The sequence below is a fragment of the Serratia sp. JSRIV004 genome (assembly GCF_019968705.1).
Classification (GTDB): Bacteria; Pseudomonadota; Gammaproteobacteria; order Enterobacterales; family Enterobacteriaceae; genus Chania; species Chania fonticola_B.
In genome coordinates, this window is the sequence record NZ_CP074140.1 from 4,346,418 (window position 1) to 4,363,484 (window position 17,067).

Annotated in this window: 10 protein-coding genes; 7 read left to right on the top strand and 3 right to left on the bottom strand. The window is 54.9% G+C overall.

Features of this window, described 5'->3' with window-relative positions:
• Positions 1–191 precede the first annotated feature (191 nt).
• Together ppk1 and ppx are read left to right on the top strand one after the other, a co-directional pair.
• On the top strand, positions 192–2,255 hold the full coding sequence (gene ppk1 / locus KGP21_RS20785; RefSeq protein ID WP_021807129.1) for a polyphosphate kinase 1: 2,064 nt from the start codon (positions 192–194) through the stop codon (positions 2,253–2,255).
• 10 nt (positions 2,256–2,265) lie between these two features.
• Positions 2,266–3,825, top strand: coding sequence for an exopolyphosphatase (ppx, locus tag KGP21_RS20790; protein WP_021807130.1), 1,560 nt, complete (start codon positions 2,266–2,268; stop codon positions 3,823–3,825).
• 544 nt (positions 3,826–4,369) lie between these two features.
• Here ppx and KGP21_RS20795 read toward each other — a convergent pair.
• On the bottom strand, positions 4,370–6,616 hold the full coding sequence (locus KGP21_RS20795) for an EAL domain-containing protein (protein ID WP_021807131.1): 2,247 nt from the start codon (positions 6,614–6,616) through the stop codon (positions 4,370–4,372).
• A gap of 527 nt (positions 6,617–7,143) precedes the next feature.
• Between KGP21_RS20795 and KGP21_RS20800 the strand changes: the two genes are divergently transcribed.
• The 3 genes from KGP21_RS20800 (at position 7,144) to KGP21_RS20810 (ending at position 12,432) form a co-directional block, all read left to right on the top strand.
• Positions 7,144–7,311: a YfgG family protein gene (locus tag KGP21_RS20800; protein ID WP_065686557.1), complete on the top strand. Its 168-nt coding sequence runs from the start codon at positions 7,144–7,146 to the stop codon at positions 7,309–7,311.
• Positions 7,312–7,476: 165 nt separating this feature from the next.
• Positions 7,477–8,910, top strand: a complete 1,434-nt coding sequence (mgtE, locus tag KGP21_RS20805; protein ID WP_021178779.1) for a magnesium transporter — start codon at positions 7,477–7,479, stop codon at positions 8,908–8,910.
• A gap of 180 nt (positions 8,911–9,090) precedes the next feature.
• Entirely contained in the window at positions 9,091–12,432 is a 3,342-nt protein-coding gene (locus KGP21_RS20810; RefSeq protein ID WP_223498185.1) for a diguanylate cyclase, read from the top strand.
• Here the strand turns inward: KGP21_RS20810 and alkA are convergent.
• On the bottom strand, positions 12,400–13,908 hold the full coding sequence (gene alkA, locus KGP21_RS20815; protein WP_223536171.1) for a DNA-3-methyladenine glycosylase 2: 1,509 nt from the start codon (positions 13,906–13,908) through the stop codon (positions 12,400–12,402). The genes KGP21_RS20810 and alkA overlap by 33 nt on opposite strands.
• 185 nt (positions 13,909–14,093) lie before the next feature.
• Here alkA and yegD point away from each other — a divergent pair, with 185 nt between their 5' ends.
• Positions 14,094–15,446, top strand: a complete 1,353-nt coding sequence (gene yegD, locus KGP21_RS20820; protein WP_094982764.1) for a molecular chaperone — start codon at positions 14,094–14,096, stop codon at positions 15,444–15,446.
• A 40-nt stretch (positions 15,447–15,486) separates the two neighbouring features.
• The gene (locus KGP21_RS20825; protein ID WP_021807135.1) at positions 15,487–16,032 is read left to right on the top strand and encodes a GNAT family N-acetyltransferase; all 546 of its coding nucleotides are present in this window, start codon (positions 15,487–15,489) and stop codon (positions 16,030–16,032) included.
• A gap of 42 nt (positions 16,033–16,074) precedes the next feature.
• Here the strand turns inward: KGP21_RS20825 and KGP21_RS20830 are convergent, their stop codons facing one another.
• On the bottom strand, positions 16,075–17,028 hold the full coding sequence (locus KGP21_RS20830; RefSeq protein WP_021807136.1) for an aldo/keto reductase: 954 nt from the start codon (positions 17,026–17,028) through the stop codon (positions 16,075–16,077).
• Between the last annotated feature and the right edge of the window lie 39 nt (positions 17,029–17,067).

Consider the following 17,067-nt stretch of genomic DNA (forward strand, 5'->3'; position numbering starts at 1 on the left):
TTGTGACGTTTGCATGACAAAGTTGCCGGGAGCCATGCTGGAGGAATAACAATTTGCGGCGGGCAATACGGCGGGATAACTCCTCAGATATGTTGGACATTGTTGTCAATCTCTCGCAATAATGAAGAAGGACACTAGAGCGGTATTCGGCGATAAGTCCGATCCTTTTCTAAAATTGAACTGGAGTAGCAATGGGTCAGGAAAAGCTCTACATCGATAAAGAATTAAGCTGGTTATCCTTTAATGAACGCGTGTTGCAGGAAGCCGCAGATAAGAGCAATCCCTTGATTGAGCGCATGCGATTTCTGGGCATTTACTCCAATAACCTGGATGAATTCTATAAAGTCCGCTTTGCCGATCTGAAACGGCGCATCTTGATCAGCGAAGAACAGGGTTCAGGTGGCGCGTCACGTCATTTGCTGAAAAAAATTCAGGCCAAGGTGCTGAAGACCGATCAGGAGTTCGACAGCCTGTACAACGATCTGCTGCTGGAGATGGCGCGCAACCAGATCTTCCTGATCAACGAGCGTCAGGTGTCGGAGAACCAGCAAATCTGGCTGCGGCAATACTTCAAGCATCATTTGCGCCAGCACATCACGCCGATCCTGATCAATCACGACACCAATCTGGTGCAGTTCCTGAAGGACGATTACACCTATCTGGCGGTGGAGATCATTCGCGGTACGCGCATCGATTATGCGTTACTGGAAATTCCTTCCGACAAAGTGCCCCGCTTCGTCAATCTGCCGCCGGAAGCCCCCCGCAGACGCAAGCCGATGATCCTGCTGGATAACATCCTGCGCTATTGCCTGGACGACATCTTCAAGGGCTTCTTCGACTATGATGCGCTCAACGCCTATTCGATGAAAATGACGCGCGATGCAGAATACGATCTGGTGACCGAAATGGAATCCAGCCTGTTGGAACTGATGTCGTCGAGCCTGAAACAACGCCTGACCGCTGAGCCGGTACGCTTTGTGTATCAGCGCGATATGCCCAACGAGATGGTGGAGTTGCTGCGTAACAAGCTGGGGATATCCAACTACGACTCGGTGATCGCCGGTGGCCGTTACCACAATTTTAAAGACTTCATCAGTTTCCCGAACGTCGGCAAGGCCAATCTGGTCAACCGCCCGCTACCGCGTCTGCGGCATATCTGGTTCGATAAATTCCGCAACGGCTTCGATGCCATCCGCGAAAAAGACGTGCTGCTGTACTACCCGTACCACACCTTTGAACACGTACTGGAGCTGCTGCGTCAGGCGTCGTTCGATCCCAGCGTGCTGGCGATAAAAATCAATATCTATCGGGTAGCCAAAGACTCACGCATTATCGAATCGATGATCCATGCGGCGCATAACGGCAAGAAAGTGACCGTGGTGGTGGAGCTACAGGCACGCTTCGACGAAGAGGCCAACATCCACTGGGCCAAACGCTTGACCGAGGCCGGGGTGCACGTGATCTTCTCCGCTCCGGGGCTGAAAATTCACGCCAAACTATTCCTGATCTCGCGCCGTGAAGGCGACGATATTGTGCGCTATGCTCATATTGGTACCGGCAACTTTAACGAAAAAACCGCCCGTATCTACACCGACTACTCGCTGCTGACCGCCGATTCGCGCATCACTAACGAAGTACGCCGGGTATTCAATTTTATTGAAAATCCGTACCGGCCGGTCTCCTTCGACAACCTGATGGTTTCGCCGCAGAACTCCCGCCGCATGCTGTACGATCTGATCGATCGGGAAATTGCCAACGCATTAGCCGGTGAAAACGCCGCTATTATGTTGAAAATAAATAATCTGGTGGATAAAGGGCTGGTAGATCGGTTATATACCGCTGCCGCCGCCGGCGTGAAAATCCGTCTGTTGGTACGCGGCATGTGTTCGCTGATCCCCAACCTGCCGGGAATTAGTGACAATATTCAAGTTATCAGCATCGTCGACCGTTATCTGGAACACGATCGGGTATACGTTTTCGAAAACAAAGGTGACAAACGGGTTTACCTCTCTTCCGCCGACTGGATGACCCGTAACATAGATTACCGTATCGAAGTGGCTGTATCGCTGCTGGATCCGGCGCTCAAACAGCGCGTTCTGGACATTCTGGAGCTGCTGTTTAGCGATACGGTCAAGGCCCGCTATATCGATAAAGAACTGAGCAACCAGTATGTACCGCGTGGCAATCGCCGTAAGGTCCGTGCACAGGTGGCCATTTATGAGTATTTAAAAGCTCTGGAACAACCGGACAACTAGGCCAGCCACTATGCCGCTAAAAAGCACTGTAACCAATAATAAGCCACAGGAAATCGCTGCCATCGATCTTGGCTCGAACAGTTTCCATATGGTGATCGCCCGCGTCGTTAACGGCGCATTACAGGTGTTAGGCCGTTTAAAACAGCGGGTACACCTTGCCGATGGATTGGATAGCAACAACGTGCTCAGTGAAGAAGCCATGGAGCGGGGCTTGGCCTGCCTGGCGCTGTTCGCCGAGCGATTACAGGGGTTCCCAGCGGATAACGTCACCATCGTGGGTACCCACACCCTGCGTCAGGCGGTGAATGCCGAAGTGTTCCTCAAGCGGGCGGAAAAAGTGATCCCTTATCCGATCGAAATCATCGCCGGGCAGGAAGAGGCCCGTCTGATTTTTATGGGGGTCGAGCATACTCAGCCGGAAAAAGGCCGTAAGCTGGTGATCGACATCGGCGGGGGGTCCACCGAACTGGTGATCGGGGAGGATTTCGAGCCTCTGCTGGCAGAGAGCCGCCGCATGGGCTGCGTGAGCTTTGCCCATATGTTCTTCCCTGAAGGGGAGATCAGCAAAACCAACTTTAAACGAGCACGCCTGGCCGCCGCACAAAAATTGGAAACCCTGGCCTGGCAATACCGCATCCAGGGCTGGCAATATGCCTTGGGGGCATCTGGCACCATCAAGGCCGCTCACGAAGTTTTGGTGGCCATGGGTGAAAAAGACGGTTTGATTACCCTTGAACGGCTGGAGTTACTGGTTGAGCAAGTGTTGCAGTTTAAAAACTTCAGCGCCCTGAGCCTGCCGGGCCTGTCGGAAGATCGCCAATCGGTATTTGTGCCGGGGCTGGCGATCCTGTGTGGGGTATTTGATGCGCTGGCAATCCGCGATCTGCGTCTGTCCGACGGTGCCCTGCGCGAAGGCGTGTTGTATGAAATGGAGGGCCGCTTCCGCCACCAGGATATTCGCAGCCGCACGGCCAAAAGTCTGGCCGATCACTATAATATTGACCGCGAGCAGGCCAAGCGCGTGCTCGAAACCACCGAGCTGTTGTACGCTCAGTGGATGGCGCAAAACACCAAGCTGGTGCAGCCACAGTTGGAAGCGCTGCTGAAATGGGCCGCCATGCTGCATGAGGTGGGACTGAGCATCAACCACAGCGGCATGCACCGCCACTCCGCCTATATTCTGCAAAATACCAACCTGCCAGGCTTCAACCAGGAACAGCAGTTGCTGCTATCGGCGCTGGTGCGTTTCCAGCGTAAAGCGATCAAGCTCGAAGAGTTGCCCCGCTTGAACCTGTTCAAGAAGAAGTACTATCTGCCGCTGATCCAGCTGTTACGCCTGAGCACCCTGCTTAACAATCAGCGTCAGGCCACTACCACGCCGGAAACCCTGCGCCTGGTCACGGATGACAATCACTGGACGCTGCGCTTCCCGGCGGGCTATCTGTCGCAGAACAACCTGGTACAGCTCGATTTTGAGCGTGAGCAGGAATACTGGAATGACGTGGTTGGCTGGAAACTGGTGATAGAAGAAGAAGGCGAGCAGGACGCAGACGCAAAACCTGCCGCGTAACCCCTCACCCCAACCCTCTCCCACAGGGAGAGGGAGCTGACCGGAGTGCTTGGTTGGCCTGTGCTGCTTCGGTAAATACGGAGTAAGAAGAACGAGGATGGTGTACGGCGCAGAAAAATCAGCGTACTCGATCATCCCTCATCCAAGATGAATCACTACAATTTCAACCACGCTCGATCGGTTCCCTCTCCCTGTACTAGAGGGAGCTGACCGGAGTGCTGTAAATACGGAGTAAGAAGAACAAAGATGGAGCATGGCGCAGAAAAATCAGCGTACTCGATCGTCTCTCATCCAAGATGAATCACTACAATTTCAACCACGCTCGATCGGTTCCCTCTCCCTGTACTAGAGGGAGCTGACCGGAGTGCTTGGTTGGCCTGTGCTGCTTCGGTAAATACGGAGTAAGAAGAACGAGGATGGTGTACGGCGCAGAAAAATCAGCGTACTCGATCGTCCCTCATCCAAGATGAATCACTACAATTTCAACCACGCTCGATCGGTTCCCTCTCCCTGTGGGAGAGGGTTAGGGTGAGGGGCCACGTTCTCAGTCAGACTCTTCGTCTTCCGGTTGTGCCTCCATCGGCACTAGAGACGCCAACAATTGAGGTTTGCCGATAAAGTAGCCCTGCATATAATCCACGCCGAGGCTTTTAAGCGCATCGCGCTGCTCGGGCGACTCGACATATTCCGCCACAATCGACAACCTTCTCATCAGCGCCACCTTGCAGATTGACGCAATGATCTGGTAATCCACTTTGCTGGTCAGCATATCCTGCACAAAACTGCCGTCGATCTTCAAGATATCGACATGCAGCTCCTTCAGTCGATCGTAGGTGGCATAGCCGGTGCCAAAATCATCCAGGGCAATACGGCAACCTAACTGACGCAGCTCTTTCAGCGAATTTTTGGCATATTTCACATCCTGCACCAGATGAGACTCCGTCACTTCCAACACCAGTTGATAAGGCTCAATCTGGTATTGCCGCAAGGCATCGCGCACGTCTTGGCACAGGCTTGGGCGACACAGCGAGGACGGTGACAGATTCACGGCAAAGCGCGCGCTAGGCATACCTTCGCGATAGAGCTCCATAAACTGCAAGGTTTGGCGCAGTACCCACATATCCAACTGGTAAGCCAACCCGAATTCATGCACCACCGGCAGGAATTCGTTGGGAGGAATAACGTTCCCTTCATCATCCAGCATACGCAGCAGGATCTCATGGTAAGAATCGCCGCGAACCCCGACAATCGGTTGAGCCATCAACATGAAACCGTCATTATCCAGCGAGCGTTGTACCCAGTGTAACAAGGCGACCTTGCGCTTGATTTCATCCTGAACCACATGATGATCGTTCTGCACGTTTTCAGGCCGGCCACTGGTCAGAGACATTTCCGCCAACGAGCTCAATTCCCCCAGTAACAGATGCAGGTGTTCCACTTCCGAATAGACTCCACAGTAGCTAATTCCCAGCGGTGGATGGATTGGCAGACCGTTCCACACCAGACGAAACTTCTCCAGCGTGCTGTGGATTTTGGCCACCCGGGCCTCACCGTCGGAACCGTTGAGCCGCAGCACCAGATCGTACCCCGGCAGGTGATAGACGTCCTCCCCTTCCTCCAGCACCGTGCGCAGGCTGCTCGCCAGCTTCTGTTTGAACCGGATGCGCAACTGCATGCCATAGTTACGGCTGAGCAAATCCAGCTCGGAAATCCGCAGGAAACACAGCGTCGAACGCGGCACCTTGGCCAGATCGCGCTTCAATGCACGCAGGTTGGGTAAGCCGATGACCGGATCTTTTAACGAGGCGCTTTGCGCCTTCGCATGGTCCATCCGCTGGCGAGTATGCACCGCAGATGTCAGCAAAATACTGAGGGTGAACGCCAGCATCATTGACGAGATCATGGTCAGGTTATGCAGCAGGCTGTCCCATTGCACATAACCCGGATAGTTAAAGAACAGCACCAGAAGGGTTGCCGCCCAGATAATACAGTTGAACAGGTAGCCAAAGCGCATGGCGCTATACAGCATTACTGGCAATAACAGCGTCAGGCTGTAGTCGGGCACCTGCATGGCATTGGTATCAGCCGTGTGGTAGGCAAGCACCACGACCAAGGCAAGCAGCACCACGACCCACAGCTGCAGCTCACTTTTTTTAACCGATGGCGCCATCTCACGACGGATCCTTCCCAGCAGTACGCGAGCAAACTTGGGGTTCTTAATGATCCGTAAGACGAAATAGAACAGTTGCATGGAGGACAGGCAGCCAATCAGAATGGCCTGAAAGTTTATCAGTGCATGCAGGTGATTACCGCTTCCGGAAAGCATGCCGAGTTCGTCCGGCAACAAATCGAGGCCGATAACCAGCTGTAAACCAAAAATAAACAGCACTGGCGGCATCAGCACCAGCCAGATAAGCCGGTGTTTACCCAGCTTCAACTCGGTGAGTCCCACACACCAGTGGCGCTGCGACTGGCAGCGATAGCCCCACCAGCAAATGCTCAGACATCCCACATACAGCAACGTCATGATCACGTCGACTTCGCTGCCGCCGGCGCGGTTGGAATAGCGGATAAGGATAGCCAAAGCGATGCCAGGCATGGCACGCCAGTCATAAACCATCAGCAAAGAAAAGCAGACCACTAGCGGTAGATAAACCAGATACACTTTGCCATCAGGCAGCATCAGGCGCGGCGATAGCCAGCCTGCAAGCGGCACCAGCAGTAGGCTCAGCACAATAGGCTGCCCCCACCAACGGTCACGTAAATTATTCCAGAACTTTAAAATACCCATCAAGACACAGTATCCGCTAAGGCGTGATTCACTTCGTCGCTTAAGCGTTTTAAATCGCAGAGAAAGCAGGATCCGATCCCACCACAGAACCATTCGGGGAGCAAGCTGAGACATACGGTTCCAGCATCAAGAATGGCTGTGAATTCTATTCTCTGCGATAGCTTAAGATTTGACCACGATCAATTAATAGAGAAAAGGCTAATAAAAATCCATATGACACGTCATAGGCCGATAATAACCTATTAATACACAACAAAAAATCAGACAAAATCTATATCCCGTGCATTTCGAGTAACCACTTAAAAAGTGGTGGACATAAACCCCAGCTAAATTGCTCGATCAAACGCACGGAAATAAATGGACATCTTTTGTCATCAGAGCCTAGAATTCCATTTACAATTTAAATCAATGTTAGTCATGGCAGGCATGTGTCAAACAACAGTAATCGCCACCATCATTTTCCAGCGGCAGCCCCAACAGGGTGCTTGAACAATGCCAATGGGAAAAACCGACGGGCTCAATGAACCATGAGAAAGACCACAACCGGGCGCATGACCAAAGTCGTGCTGCTGATCAGTTTCATCATTCTAGTCGGTCGCCTGCTGTATGCCGCCATTGCCGCTATTCCCCATCATCAGGAAAAAAGATCGCTGCCTGAACCGCAGACCCAGGAAGCCCGCGTGGATAATCGGTGATTATCTTGCCCTACCAAGCGACCATCACCCTGAGTCACTGGCACGCCAAAGCTGCTGACCCTGCACCATCAGATTGATAAAAATCACGCCAACTGCCGCTATGCTCTATCTTTTAAAGATAGTCTAAAAGGAACCCGGTGTGCCAAGTCAGCGTTAAGGAATTCCATGTCCGCCGCAACACATAACGTCAAAAAAGTCGCTGAGTATCGTCAGCGCATCCTAAGCCTACTGTTAAATAATACCCCTTTGGTTGACGGCATTCTTGGCCGCTCAGGGGATGAAAAGCAACTCAGCGAAGGCGAACTGCTTAATCATACCGCCGAAATCACCCACTTGCTGCAAGATATGCACGCCGCTGACCTGGCGGACCTGCTAGAAGCGCTGCCACAAGATGAACGCCTGGCGCTGTGGCGGCTGGTGGATAACAACAAGCGCGGCCAAACCCTGGTAGAAGTTGCCGAACCCGTCTGGGATAGCCTGATCGAAGAGATGAGCGATAAAGACCTGCTCAAGGCGATCAAAACCCTGGATGTCGATGAACAGGCCTATCTGGCGCAATACCTGCCACGTAACCTGATGGGCCGCCTGCTGACCTCACTGGAGCCAGAGCAGCGTGAGCAGGTGCGCGAGATGGTCCATTACGGTAAGGATACCGTCGGCTGGATGATGGACTTTGAACTGGTCTCGGTACGCCCTGATGTCTCTTTGGGGGCCGTACACCGCTTCCTGCGTCAACGCAAAACCATCCCGGACGCCACCGATAAGCTGTTCGTCACCGACCGCAAAAATACCCTGTTAGGCGAGCTGCCGCTGACCGCGATCCTGCTTAACGATCCGCAAACCCCGGTGTTTAAGGTGATGGATAGCGATCCCACCACCTTCCAGCCGGAAGACAAAGCCGAAGCGGCGGCCAGCGCGTTCGAACGTTATGACCTGATCAGCGCCCCGGTGATCGATGCCAAAGGCAAACTGATGGGGCGGTTAACCATCGAAGAGATCGTTGACGTAGTTAACGAAGAAAGCGACACCACTCTGCGTCGCATGGGCGGGTTAAGCCCGGAAGAAGACGTGTTTGCCCCGGTCAGCAAGGCAGTGAAAACCCGTTGGGCCTGGCTGGCCATCAACCTCTGTACCGCCTTTATCGCCTCCAGGGTCATTGGCCTGTTTGAACACACCATTTCACAATTGGTGGCGCTGGCCGCCTTGATGCCTATCGTCGCAGGTATCGGCGGCAATACCGGCAACCAGACCATTACCATGATCGTGCGCGCGCTGGCGCTGCATCAGATCGAAGAGGGCAATATTTCACGCCTGTTGTTCAGAGAGCTGGGCGTAGCCATCATCAACGGGATCGTCTGGGGTGGCATCATGGGGCTGGTCACCTATCTGCTGTATGGCGACCTGGCGATGGGGGGCGTGATGACGCTGGCCATGATGCTGAACCTGCTGGTCGCCGCGCTGATGGGGGTGATCATACCGATGACCATGCTCAAACTGGGCCGCGATCCTGCCGTGGGCTCCAGCGTACTGATCACTGCCCTGACCGATACCGGTGGCTTCTTTATCTTCCTGGGGCTGGCAACCGTATTTCTGCTTTAGTCAGTGTCACCGCTAGCTCGACCAGAGCAAATCGCTGGTTTCCCTTGCGGAGAAAGTGCCGAATCGCAACGGTGTGTCTTGATAGAGGTTGGGTATATACTTGGATAGGTATTCCTCGTCCGCTGTACTTCCCTATGGCGGCGGGGTTTAGTGGTCGATAGCACAAAGTGAAGGTTACCGATGGATCTCAGCGCAACGCAGCACCCACTCAAAGCTAAAGGTGTCTTGTTCACCCACTCGTTGCTGAGCGCACTGATTGTGTTTCTGCTGGCCTACCTGTGCCTGACGCTGTCAGCAGAATCCAGCCACTTTACCCCGCTGTGGTTCCCGACTGCCGCCGTTATTATGCTGATGTTCCACCAGCCACCGCGTACTTGGCCATTGCACTTGATCCTCTGCGGGATCGGCATGTGTCTTGCCAGTTTCCTGCTGTTCGGCCTCAGTTGGTTCCCGGTCAAACTCACGCTGATCAACCTGCTGGAAGCCACCGTTTGTACCCTGCTGCTACGGCGAATACTGCAGCCAGACGACCCGTTGAACGGCTTGGCAAGCTGGTTGAAATTTGTGTTCTGCGCCGTGATCTTCATGCCCATGTTCAGCGCACTGCTGGCAGCCTCACTAGCGCCCGCGCCTGGGGAAACCTTTTGGCAACCCTTCAGCATCTGGTTTATTTCCGAGGCGATCGGCGTACTGGCTCTGGCGCCGATCGGGCTGGTTTATCGCCGCTCAATGTTAAGAACGCTGAACCTGTTCGAACTGTTGTTGGTATTGCTGGGAACACTGACCTTCAGCTATCTGGCGCTACTCTACCTACCCTTCCCGTTTACCTTTATCATCCTGCCGTTGCTGTGGGCAGCGATCAGCCTGCCGCGGCTCGAAGCCTTTATCATCTGTTTTACCACGACCCTGATGATTACGGTGTTGATCTCGCTCGGACTGTTACATTTTCAAGAGAACGGGGCGTTTTTAAGCGATGTGACAATCTACCTGCCACTGATGTTGATCCTGATCCCAGCCCACGCCATGGCGATGGTGATGCATGCTTTTCGGGTGGAAAAAGAGCATATCGTGGAAAGTGAAACGCGTTTTCGTAATGCGTTGGAGTATTCAGCCATCGGCATGGCGCTGGTCTCACCAGAAGGGAAATGGTTACAGGTCAATCAGGCGCTGTGCAAGCTGCTGCGCTATCCCGCAGAAACCCTGCGCCGCCTGACGTTTCAAGAAATCACCCATCCCGATGATTTAAATGCCGATCTGACACAGTTACAGGACCTGCTTGATGGCCATATCAGCAGCTACACCATGGAAAAACGCTATATTCGTAGCGACGGTGAGAGCGTCTGGACACTGCTGGCGGTATCCCTGGTGCGCGATCCGCAGGGCCAACCGCTGTACTTTATTTCTCAAGTAGAAGATATCAACGAACTAAAACGCACCGAAGCGGAGAACCGCAGCCTGGTGGAACGAATAACGCTAGCTAATCAGGCTGGCGGGATCGGCGTGTGGGAATGGATGTTGAACGGAGATAAGCTCACCTGGGACAAAAGGATGTTCGAGTTGTACGAACTGACGCCGGATCAAACTCCCACTCTGGCCCTATGGAACTCTTTACTGCTGGAGGAAGATCGTGAACGCATCGGGCGGCAAATGGCAACGCTTACCGACCAGCACCGGCCGTTTGTGATGGAGTTCCGCATCAAGACCCGGTTGGGGGGAATACGCCATATTCGCGCCCAGGGTAATACCATTTTCGATGAGCATGGTGAGCCGAAGCGGATGATCGGTACCAATATCGACATGACGGAAATCAAATCGCTGGCCGAAGCGCTGCACGAAGAGAAGGAACGTTTACACATTACGCTGGACGCCATCGGCGAAGGGGTGATCTCCACCGACCGCGAAATGCGCATCACCTTTATGAACCCGGTAGCTGAACAAATGTGCGGTTGGCCGCTGGAGTTGGCGCTCGGTATGCCGATCAACGGCGTAGTACGGATGACCGACGGCAAGGATGGCCCAGAGATAGAAAATCCGGTGAAAAACTGCCTGCAAGAGGGTCCTCCCCTGCCAGCAGAATACGCGCTGGTACTGCATAGCCGCGACGGCCGCCGCTTCGACGTCCAGGAATCGGTATCGCCGCTGAAAACCATCGAGGGCGAGGTGATGGGGGCAGTGATGGTGTTGCAGGATGTCAGCGCCTCGCGAGAACTGATGAAAAAGCTCAGCTACAACGCCTCACACGATGCACTGACCGACCTGAAAAACCGTACCAGCTTCGAAAAGCGGCTGAAGGGCGCCATTGCCAGCGCGGCCGAAAGCCAGCAACAGCACTCGCTGGTGTTCCTCGATCTCGACAGGTTCAAGGCGGTTAACGATAGCGCCGGACACGCAGCAGGCGATGCCTTGCTCAGGGAGATTGGCCAGTTGATGCAACGCCAGCTGCGTAACAGCGACTGCCTGGCACGGCTCGGTGGCGACGAATTTGGCCTGATCCTGTTCGACTGTTCGTTGGAACAGGCCAAGCAACTGATGCAAAAGATGATCGAGCAAATCGGCGAACACTCATTCTGCTGGGCGGGCAAGATTTATCATGTCGGAGCCAGTGCCGGTATTACGCAAATCGGTGCCACCAGCGGCAAGAGCAGCGAGCTATTGGCACAGGCCGATATCGCCTGTTATACCGCCAAGCACCATGGCCGCGGCCAGGTTTATATTTATGAAGCTCGGCAAAAACAGCAGATGGAGCGCCAGCATGAGCTGCTAACGCGCCAGGAAGTACTAGATATTATCGATAATCAGCAATTGCTGTTACGCGTCAGGGCAGCCTCGCCGCCTAAAACGCCGCAGGCGGTCTGTTTCTATCAGCTAAAGCTGTACGTTACCCCACCCGACGAACGCCTGCTAGCCGCTGAATCCTTCCTCGCCGCCGCCCAGCTCTACGGCCTGCTGCCGGATGTCGATCGCTGGTTGGTAAGTCAGGTACTGGAAAGACACGCAGAGGCTCTACACCGCAAGGGGCTGGCCATTGCGCTGCCATTAGCCACGGATAGCGTGCTGGATATTGATTTTCAAAGTTATTTGCTGGAGTTACTGGCGGCTTCAGTGCTGCCAGCCAGCGCGCTGTATCTGATGGTGGACGAGACCATCGTGCTCGATCACCCAGAGGACGGCGGTGACTTTATGCGCCGTTTGCAGCAGATGGGCTGCAAGCTGATCGTCAATGGTTTTGGCCGCAACCTGAACGCCTTCAATCAATTAAACGGCCAGACTATCGATTACATCCGCATCGACGAGCGTTTTATCACCGACGTCCACTGTAACCAAATGGATGAGCTGATGGTGTCGATGATCCATGGTGCCGCGCAACGTATTAATACTCAAACTCTAGCCGGGCCTGCACATCAACAGGTTACGCTAAGTGCGCTGACAGCCATCGGGGTCGATCTGGTAGACGGTGACACCGTTGCGCTGGAGCTACCGCTGAGCGAGTTACTCAGCGGCGGCTACTTCGGTATTCACTGAAGGAGCCCAACGATCGTTATGCCACAGATGCAAGGTGGCGTAGGAACGCCAAGGCCGCCAGCGTTCGGCATAGCGCTCAATCTGGCGCGGCGTCATGCCGGGGAAACGCTGTTTGATCAGATAGTCCCCCGCCAGAAAAACGTCCGGCCATGACCAGGCCCGCATCGCGATATAGCTGGCGGTCCAACTGCCTATCCCCGGTAATGAAGTTAACTCCTTGATACCCTGTTCGATATCCAGCACGTTATCCAGCTGCAAACGCCCTTCTGTTACCCTGCGTGCAATTTCAATCAGCGCCGCCGCGCGCTTCAGCTGTACGCCCAATGGACGCAGATCTTCCGGTTGCAACTGGGCGATCCGCACCGCCTGCGGAAAAACATGAGTGATATCGCCATACGGCTGCTCCAGCGCCGTTCCCCAGCGTTCGGCCATCCGTCCGGCAAAGGTAGCCGCCATCTTGACGCTGACCAACTGCCCCAACACCGCACGCGTAGCCTGCTCAAAGCTGTTGACGCAGCCTGGCAAACGTAAGCCGGGCGCATTCGCCGCTAACGTACCTAACGCCTCGCAAATGCGGTCCGGCGCGGCATCCAGATCGAACAGTTGGCGAATGCGCCGCAGGACTTCGGTCGTCACTCTGCTGAGCGATGGGGCAATTTCCACCCGCACCCGGTTTCGCGCCTCTTCCGGCTGGACGCTCACCCAACCGCAATATTCGACGCCGCCCTGATCCACCGCGATCGAACGACAGTATTGTTGACCGGCAACGCTTTCCACGCCGCTGACCGCACGAGTCTGTAAGAATCCCAGCATACGCGGCCAATCGTAAGGTGGCCGATACCCCAGATGAAATACCAGTCCACTGGTGGCGGCCCGCTCACTTCGGCCAGCAGTGCTGCGCAATACCGAAGGGATCAGGCGATAACGGGCCTTAAACAGCTCATTAAAACGCCGCAGGCTGCCAAACCCGGCGGCAAACGCCACCTCGCTCAGGGGCAAATCGGTATCCGCCAGCAGCCGTTTGGCCTGCAACAGACGGTGCGACTGGGCGTAATCAATGGGGGAAGCGCCGAACTGCTCGGCAAAAATGCGCCGCAGATGGCGATCGGAAATCCCCAGACGGGTAGCCAGCTGTTCACAGCTATGCTCTGAAAGATAGCCCTGCTCAATCAGCTGAACCGCAACCTGAGCATAGCGATTGCCCAGATCGATCAGCGCCAGCCCTGGAGCCAATTCGGGGCGGCATTTCAGGCAGGGGCGAAAACCGGCCAGTTCGGCGGCGGCGGCGCTGGGATAAAAGGTACAATTTTCGATTTTCGGCGTGCGGGCACTACATACCGGCCTGCAATAGATACCGGTGGAGGAGACACCGACAAAAAATCGTCCGTCAAACTTACGGTCACGCGCACTCAGCGCGCTATACAGCGCCTGTTGTTGATTCTTCATGGCATCGCTCGGAGTCAGTTTTTTGTTCATTATGGCGCTCGGACCTGTGGCTGACGTGCGGGAATCGGACATTAACCTGTTTGATATCGCTGCCATCAAGTTAACCATGCCGCCGCGATTGCCGCTAAATTTTTCGCCAGTTAGCGGCCCACTCGTTGCTCGGCAGACCAGTCTCGGGTAAAGTCGCCCCCCTTCATCGGCATGGGGAACGAAAAATGTTTATTGGCTTCGATTATGGCACTGCCAACTGTTCTGTCGCCGTTATGCGCGACCAGGGCCCTGAATTACTGACGTTGGAAAACAACGAACCGTATCTCCCTTCGATGCTGTGCGCACCGACGCGTGAGGCGGTGAGTGAGTGCCTGCATCGCCACTGGCAGGTGCCAACCGGCAGCGAGGAAAACCAGCAGCTGCTGCGCCGCGCCATCACTTTCAACCGCGAAGAAGATATTCCGGTCAACGGCGACAGCGTGCTGTTCGGCCTGCAGGCGCTGGCCCACTACATCGAAGATCCGGAAGAAGTGTATTTTGTCCGCTCGCCGAAATCCTTCCTCGGGGCTAACGGCCTTAAGCCACAGCAGATTGCGCTATTTGAAGATCTGGTGTGCGCCATGATGTTCCACATCAAGCGCCAGGCGGAAAGCGTATTACAAACCAGCATCGCTCAGGCCGTCATTGGCCGCCCGATCAACTTCCAGGGCACCGGCGGTGAAGAGGCTAACCAGCAGGCGCAGGGGATTTTGCACCGCGCCGCACAGCGGGCCGGTTTCAAAGAGATCGAGTTCCAGTTCGAACCGGTTGCCGCCGGGCTGGACTTTGAAGCGACGCTAAGCGAAGAGAAAACCGTGCTGGTGGTCGATATCGGCGGCGGCACCACCGACTGCTCGGTGCTGTTGATGGGGCCACAATGGCGCGATCGTGCCGATCGCCAACAGAGCCTGTTGGGGCACAGCGGTTGCCGCGTAGGCGGTAACGATCTGGATATCATGCTGGCGTTCAAACAGCTGATGCCGCTGTTCGGTATGGGCGGTGAAACCGAGAAAGGCATTGCCATGCCTGCATTGCCTTACTGGAACGCGGTAGCGACCAACGACGTCCCGGCCCAAATCGATTTCTACAGCACGGCCAATGGCCGTATGCTGCGCGATCTGATCCGCGACGCTGCCGAACCCGAGAAGGTGAAACGTCTGTTGAAAGTCCATCAGCAGCGCCTGAGCTATCGGCTGGTACGTGCGGCGGAAGAGAGTAAAATCGCGCTATCGGGTCAGGCAAGCATCAGCGCTCAACTGGATTTTGTGCAGCCGGAGCTGGCAGAAACGATCAGCCAGGAGCAGTTGGCCGATGCCATTGCCCAACCTCTGCTACGTATCCAGGAACAGGTTAGCGCCGCTCTGGCTACCAGCCAAAGTAAGCCGCAGGTCATTTACCTGACCGGTGGTAGCGCGCGCTCACCACTGCTGAGAACTGCACTGCAACAGCAGTTGCCGGGGATCCCGATCGTCGGTGGCAACGATTTTGGCTCGGTCACCGCCGGGTTGGCACGCTGGGCGCAGACGCTGTTTCGTTGATTAACGCAGGGGCGGCTAACGCCCCTGACAATGGAGCATTATGGCTATCATCACTGGTGAAACACCTAGATTGCTGCTGCGCGGTTGGCAAGATAGCGATCTGCCCGCCTTTGCCGCGCTCAATAGCGCTCCTGAGGTGATGAAATACTTCCCGGCAACGCTAAGCAGAGCTGAAAGCGACGCCCAGGCCAATCGTATCCGCCAATTTATGCAACAACACGGCTGGGGGCTATGGGCCGTCGAGGTGAAGCATCAGGCTGCCTTTATCGGCTTTGTCGGGCTAGCCATTCCTGGCGACGATCTGCCCTGCTCGCCCTGCGTGGAAATTGGCTGGCGGTTGGCGAAGGAGCATTGGGGCCAAGGCTATGCCAGCGAAGCGGCACGTTGCGCACTGGATATCGCTTTCAATAGGCTGCAACTGCCAGAGGTGGTGTCCTTTACCGCTGAAATTAATCTCCCTTCCCGCCGGGTGATGGAGCGCATCGGGATGACCTTCAGCGGTGAAACCTTCGAGCATCCCCGTTTACCTCTGGGCCATCCACTACGCAAGCATGTGTTGTATCGTAAGCTGTCGCCAAACAAGTAATGGTGATAATAACTCATTGAATAATAATTGATGTTATGGGCCTTACCAGGCACTTGCCTCATCCAGCGCCTTGATATCCTCGGCGGCCAATTGGAGCCGAGTGGCACTCACCAACTCATCCAACTGGGTTAACGAGGTGGCGCTGACGATGGGCGCGGTGATGCTTGGGCGAGCAATCAGCCAAGCCAACGAGATCTGTGCGGGTGTAGTCTGGTGCTTCTCTGCCAGCAGATCGAGGGCTGCCAGAATGCGGAAACCGCGCGGGTTCAGATAACGCGACACAATGGTATCTCCGCGCTGGCTCTTACCCACGTCCTGTGCGCTACGATATTTGCCGGTGAGGAAACCACTGGCCAGTGAGAAGAAGTTGATCACCCCCAGCCCCTGTTGCTGCGCCACCGCTTCCAGCGCCTGCTCATAACCTTCACGGGCATACAGATTATATTCCGGCTGCAGGGTTTCATAGCGCGCCAGTCCGTTTTGCTCGCTGACTTTCAGTGCTTCCACCAGCCGGTCTGCCTGATAGTTGGAAGCGCCAATAGCACGCACTTTCCCGGCTTTGATCAATTCATCAAATGCAGACAGAGTTTCTGCCAGCGGAGTGTCCTGGTCATCATCATGGGACTGATAAAGATCGATATAATCGGTTTGCAGGCGGCGCAACGAAGCCTCTACGGCCTGACGAATATAGCGTGGCGACAAGCCTTGTTTGCCCTCGCCCATCGGTTTTCCCACCTTGGTAGCGATGATCACCTGGTCGCGCTTGCCGCTTTTCTTCAGCCAGTTACCAATCACCGTTTCTGACTCGCCACCTTGGTTGCCCGGCGCCCAGCTCGAATAAACGTCGGCGGTATCAATAAAATTCAACTGATTGGCTACCAGCGCATCCAACAGGCTGAAAGACGTGGCCTCGTCTGCAGTCCAACCAAACACGTTGCCGCCAAAGGTCAGTTGCGGGACCTGAATGCCGGAACGGCCCAACGGTTTCTTGCTCATGATGTGGCTCCTGAGGGAAAAGGAAATATTCGCCCTAAA

Excerpts from the sequence above, each read along its gene's own strand:
- ppx (WP_021807130.1), top strand. The coding sequence starts at position 2,266 with ATGCCGCTAAAAAGCACTGTAACCAATAATAAGCCACAGGAAATCGCT.
- yegD (WP_094982764.1), top strand. The coding sequence starts at position 14,094 with ATGTTTATTGGCTTCGATTATGGCACTGCCAACTGTTCTGTCGCCGTT.
- KGP21_RS20830 (WP_021807136.1), bottom strand. The coding sequence starts at position 17,028 with ATGAGCAAGAAACCGTTGGGCCGTTCCGGCATTCAGGTCCCGCAACTG.
- mgtE (WP_021178779.1), top strand. The coding sequence starts at position 7,477 with ATGTCCGCCGCAACACATAACGTCAAAAAAGTCGCTGAGTATCGTCAG.
- KGP21_RS20800 (WP_065686557.1), top strand. The coding sequence starts at position 7,144 with ATGAGAAAGACCACAACCGGGCGCATGACCAAAGTCGTGCTGCTGATC.
- KGP21_RS20810 (WP_223498185.1), top strand. The coding sequence starts at position 9,091 with ATGGATCTCAGCGCAACGCAGCACCCACTCAAAGCTAAAGGTGTCTTG.
- KGP21_RS20795 (WP_021807131.1), bottom strand. The coding sequence starts at position 6,616 with ATGGGTATTTTAAAGTTCTGGAATAATTTACGTGACCGTTGGTGGGGG.
- ppk1 (WP_021807129.1), top strand. The coding sequence starts at position 192 with ATGGGTCAGGAAAAGCTCTACATCGATAAAGAATTAAGCTGGTTATCC.
- alkA (WP_223536171.1), bottom strand. The coding sequence starts at position 13,908 with ATGAACAAAAAACTGACTCCGAGCGATGCCATGAAGAATCAACAACAG.
- KGP21_RS20825 (WP_021807135.1), top strand. The coding sequence starts at position 15,487 with ATGGCTATCATCACTGGTGAAACACCTAGATTGCTGCTGCGCGGTTGG.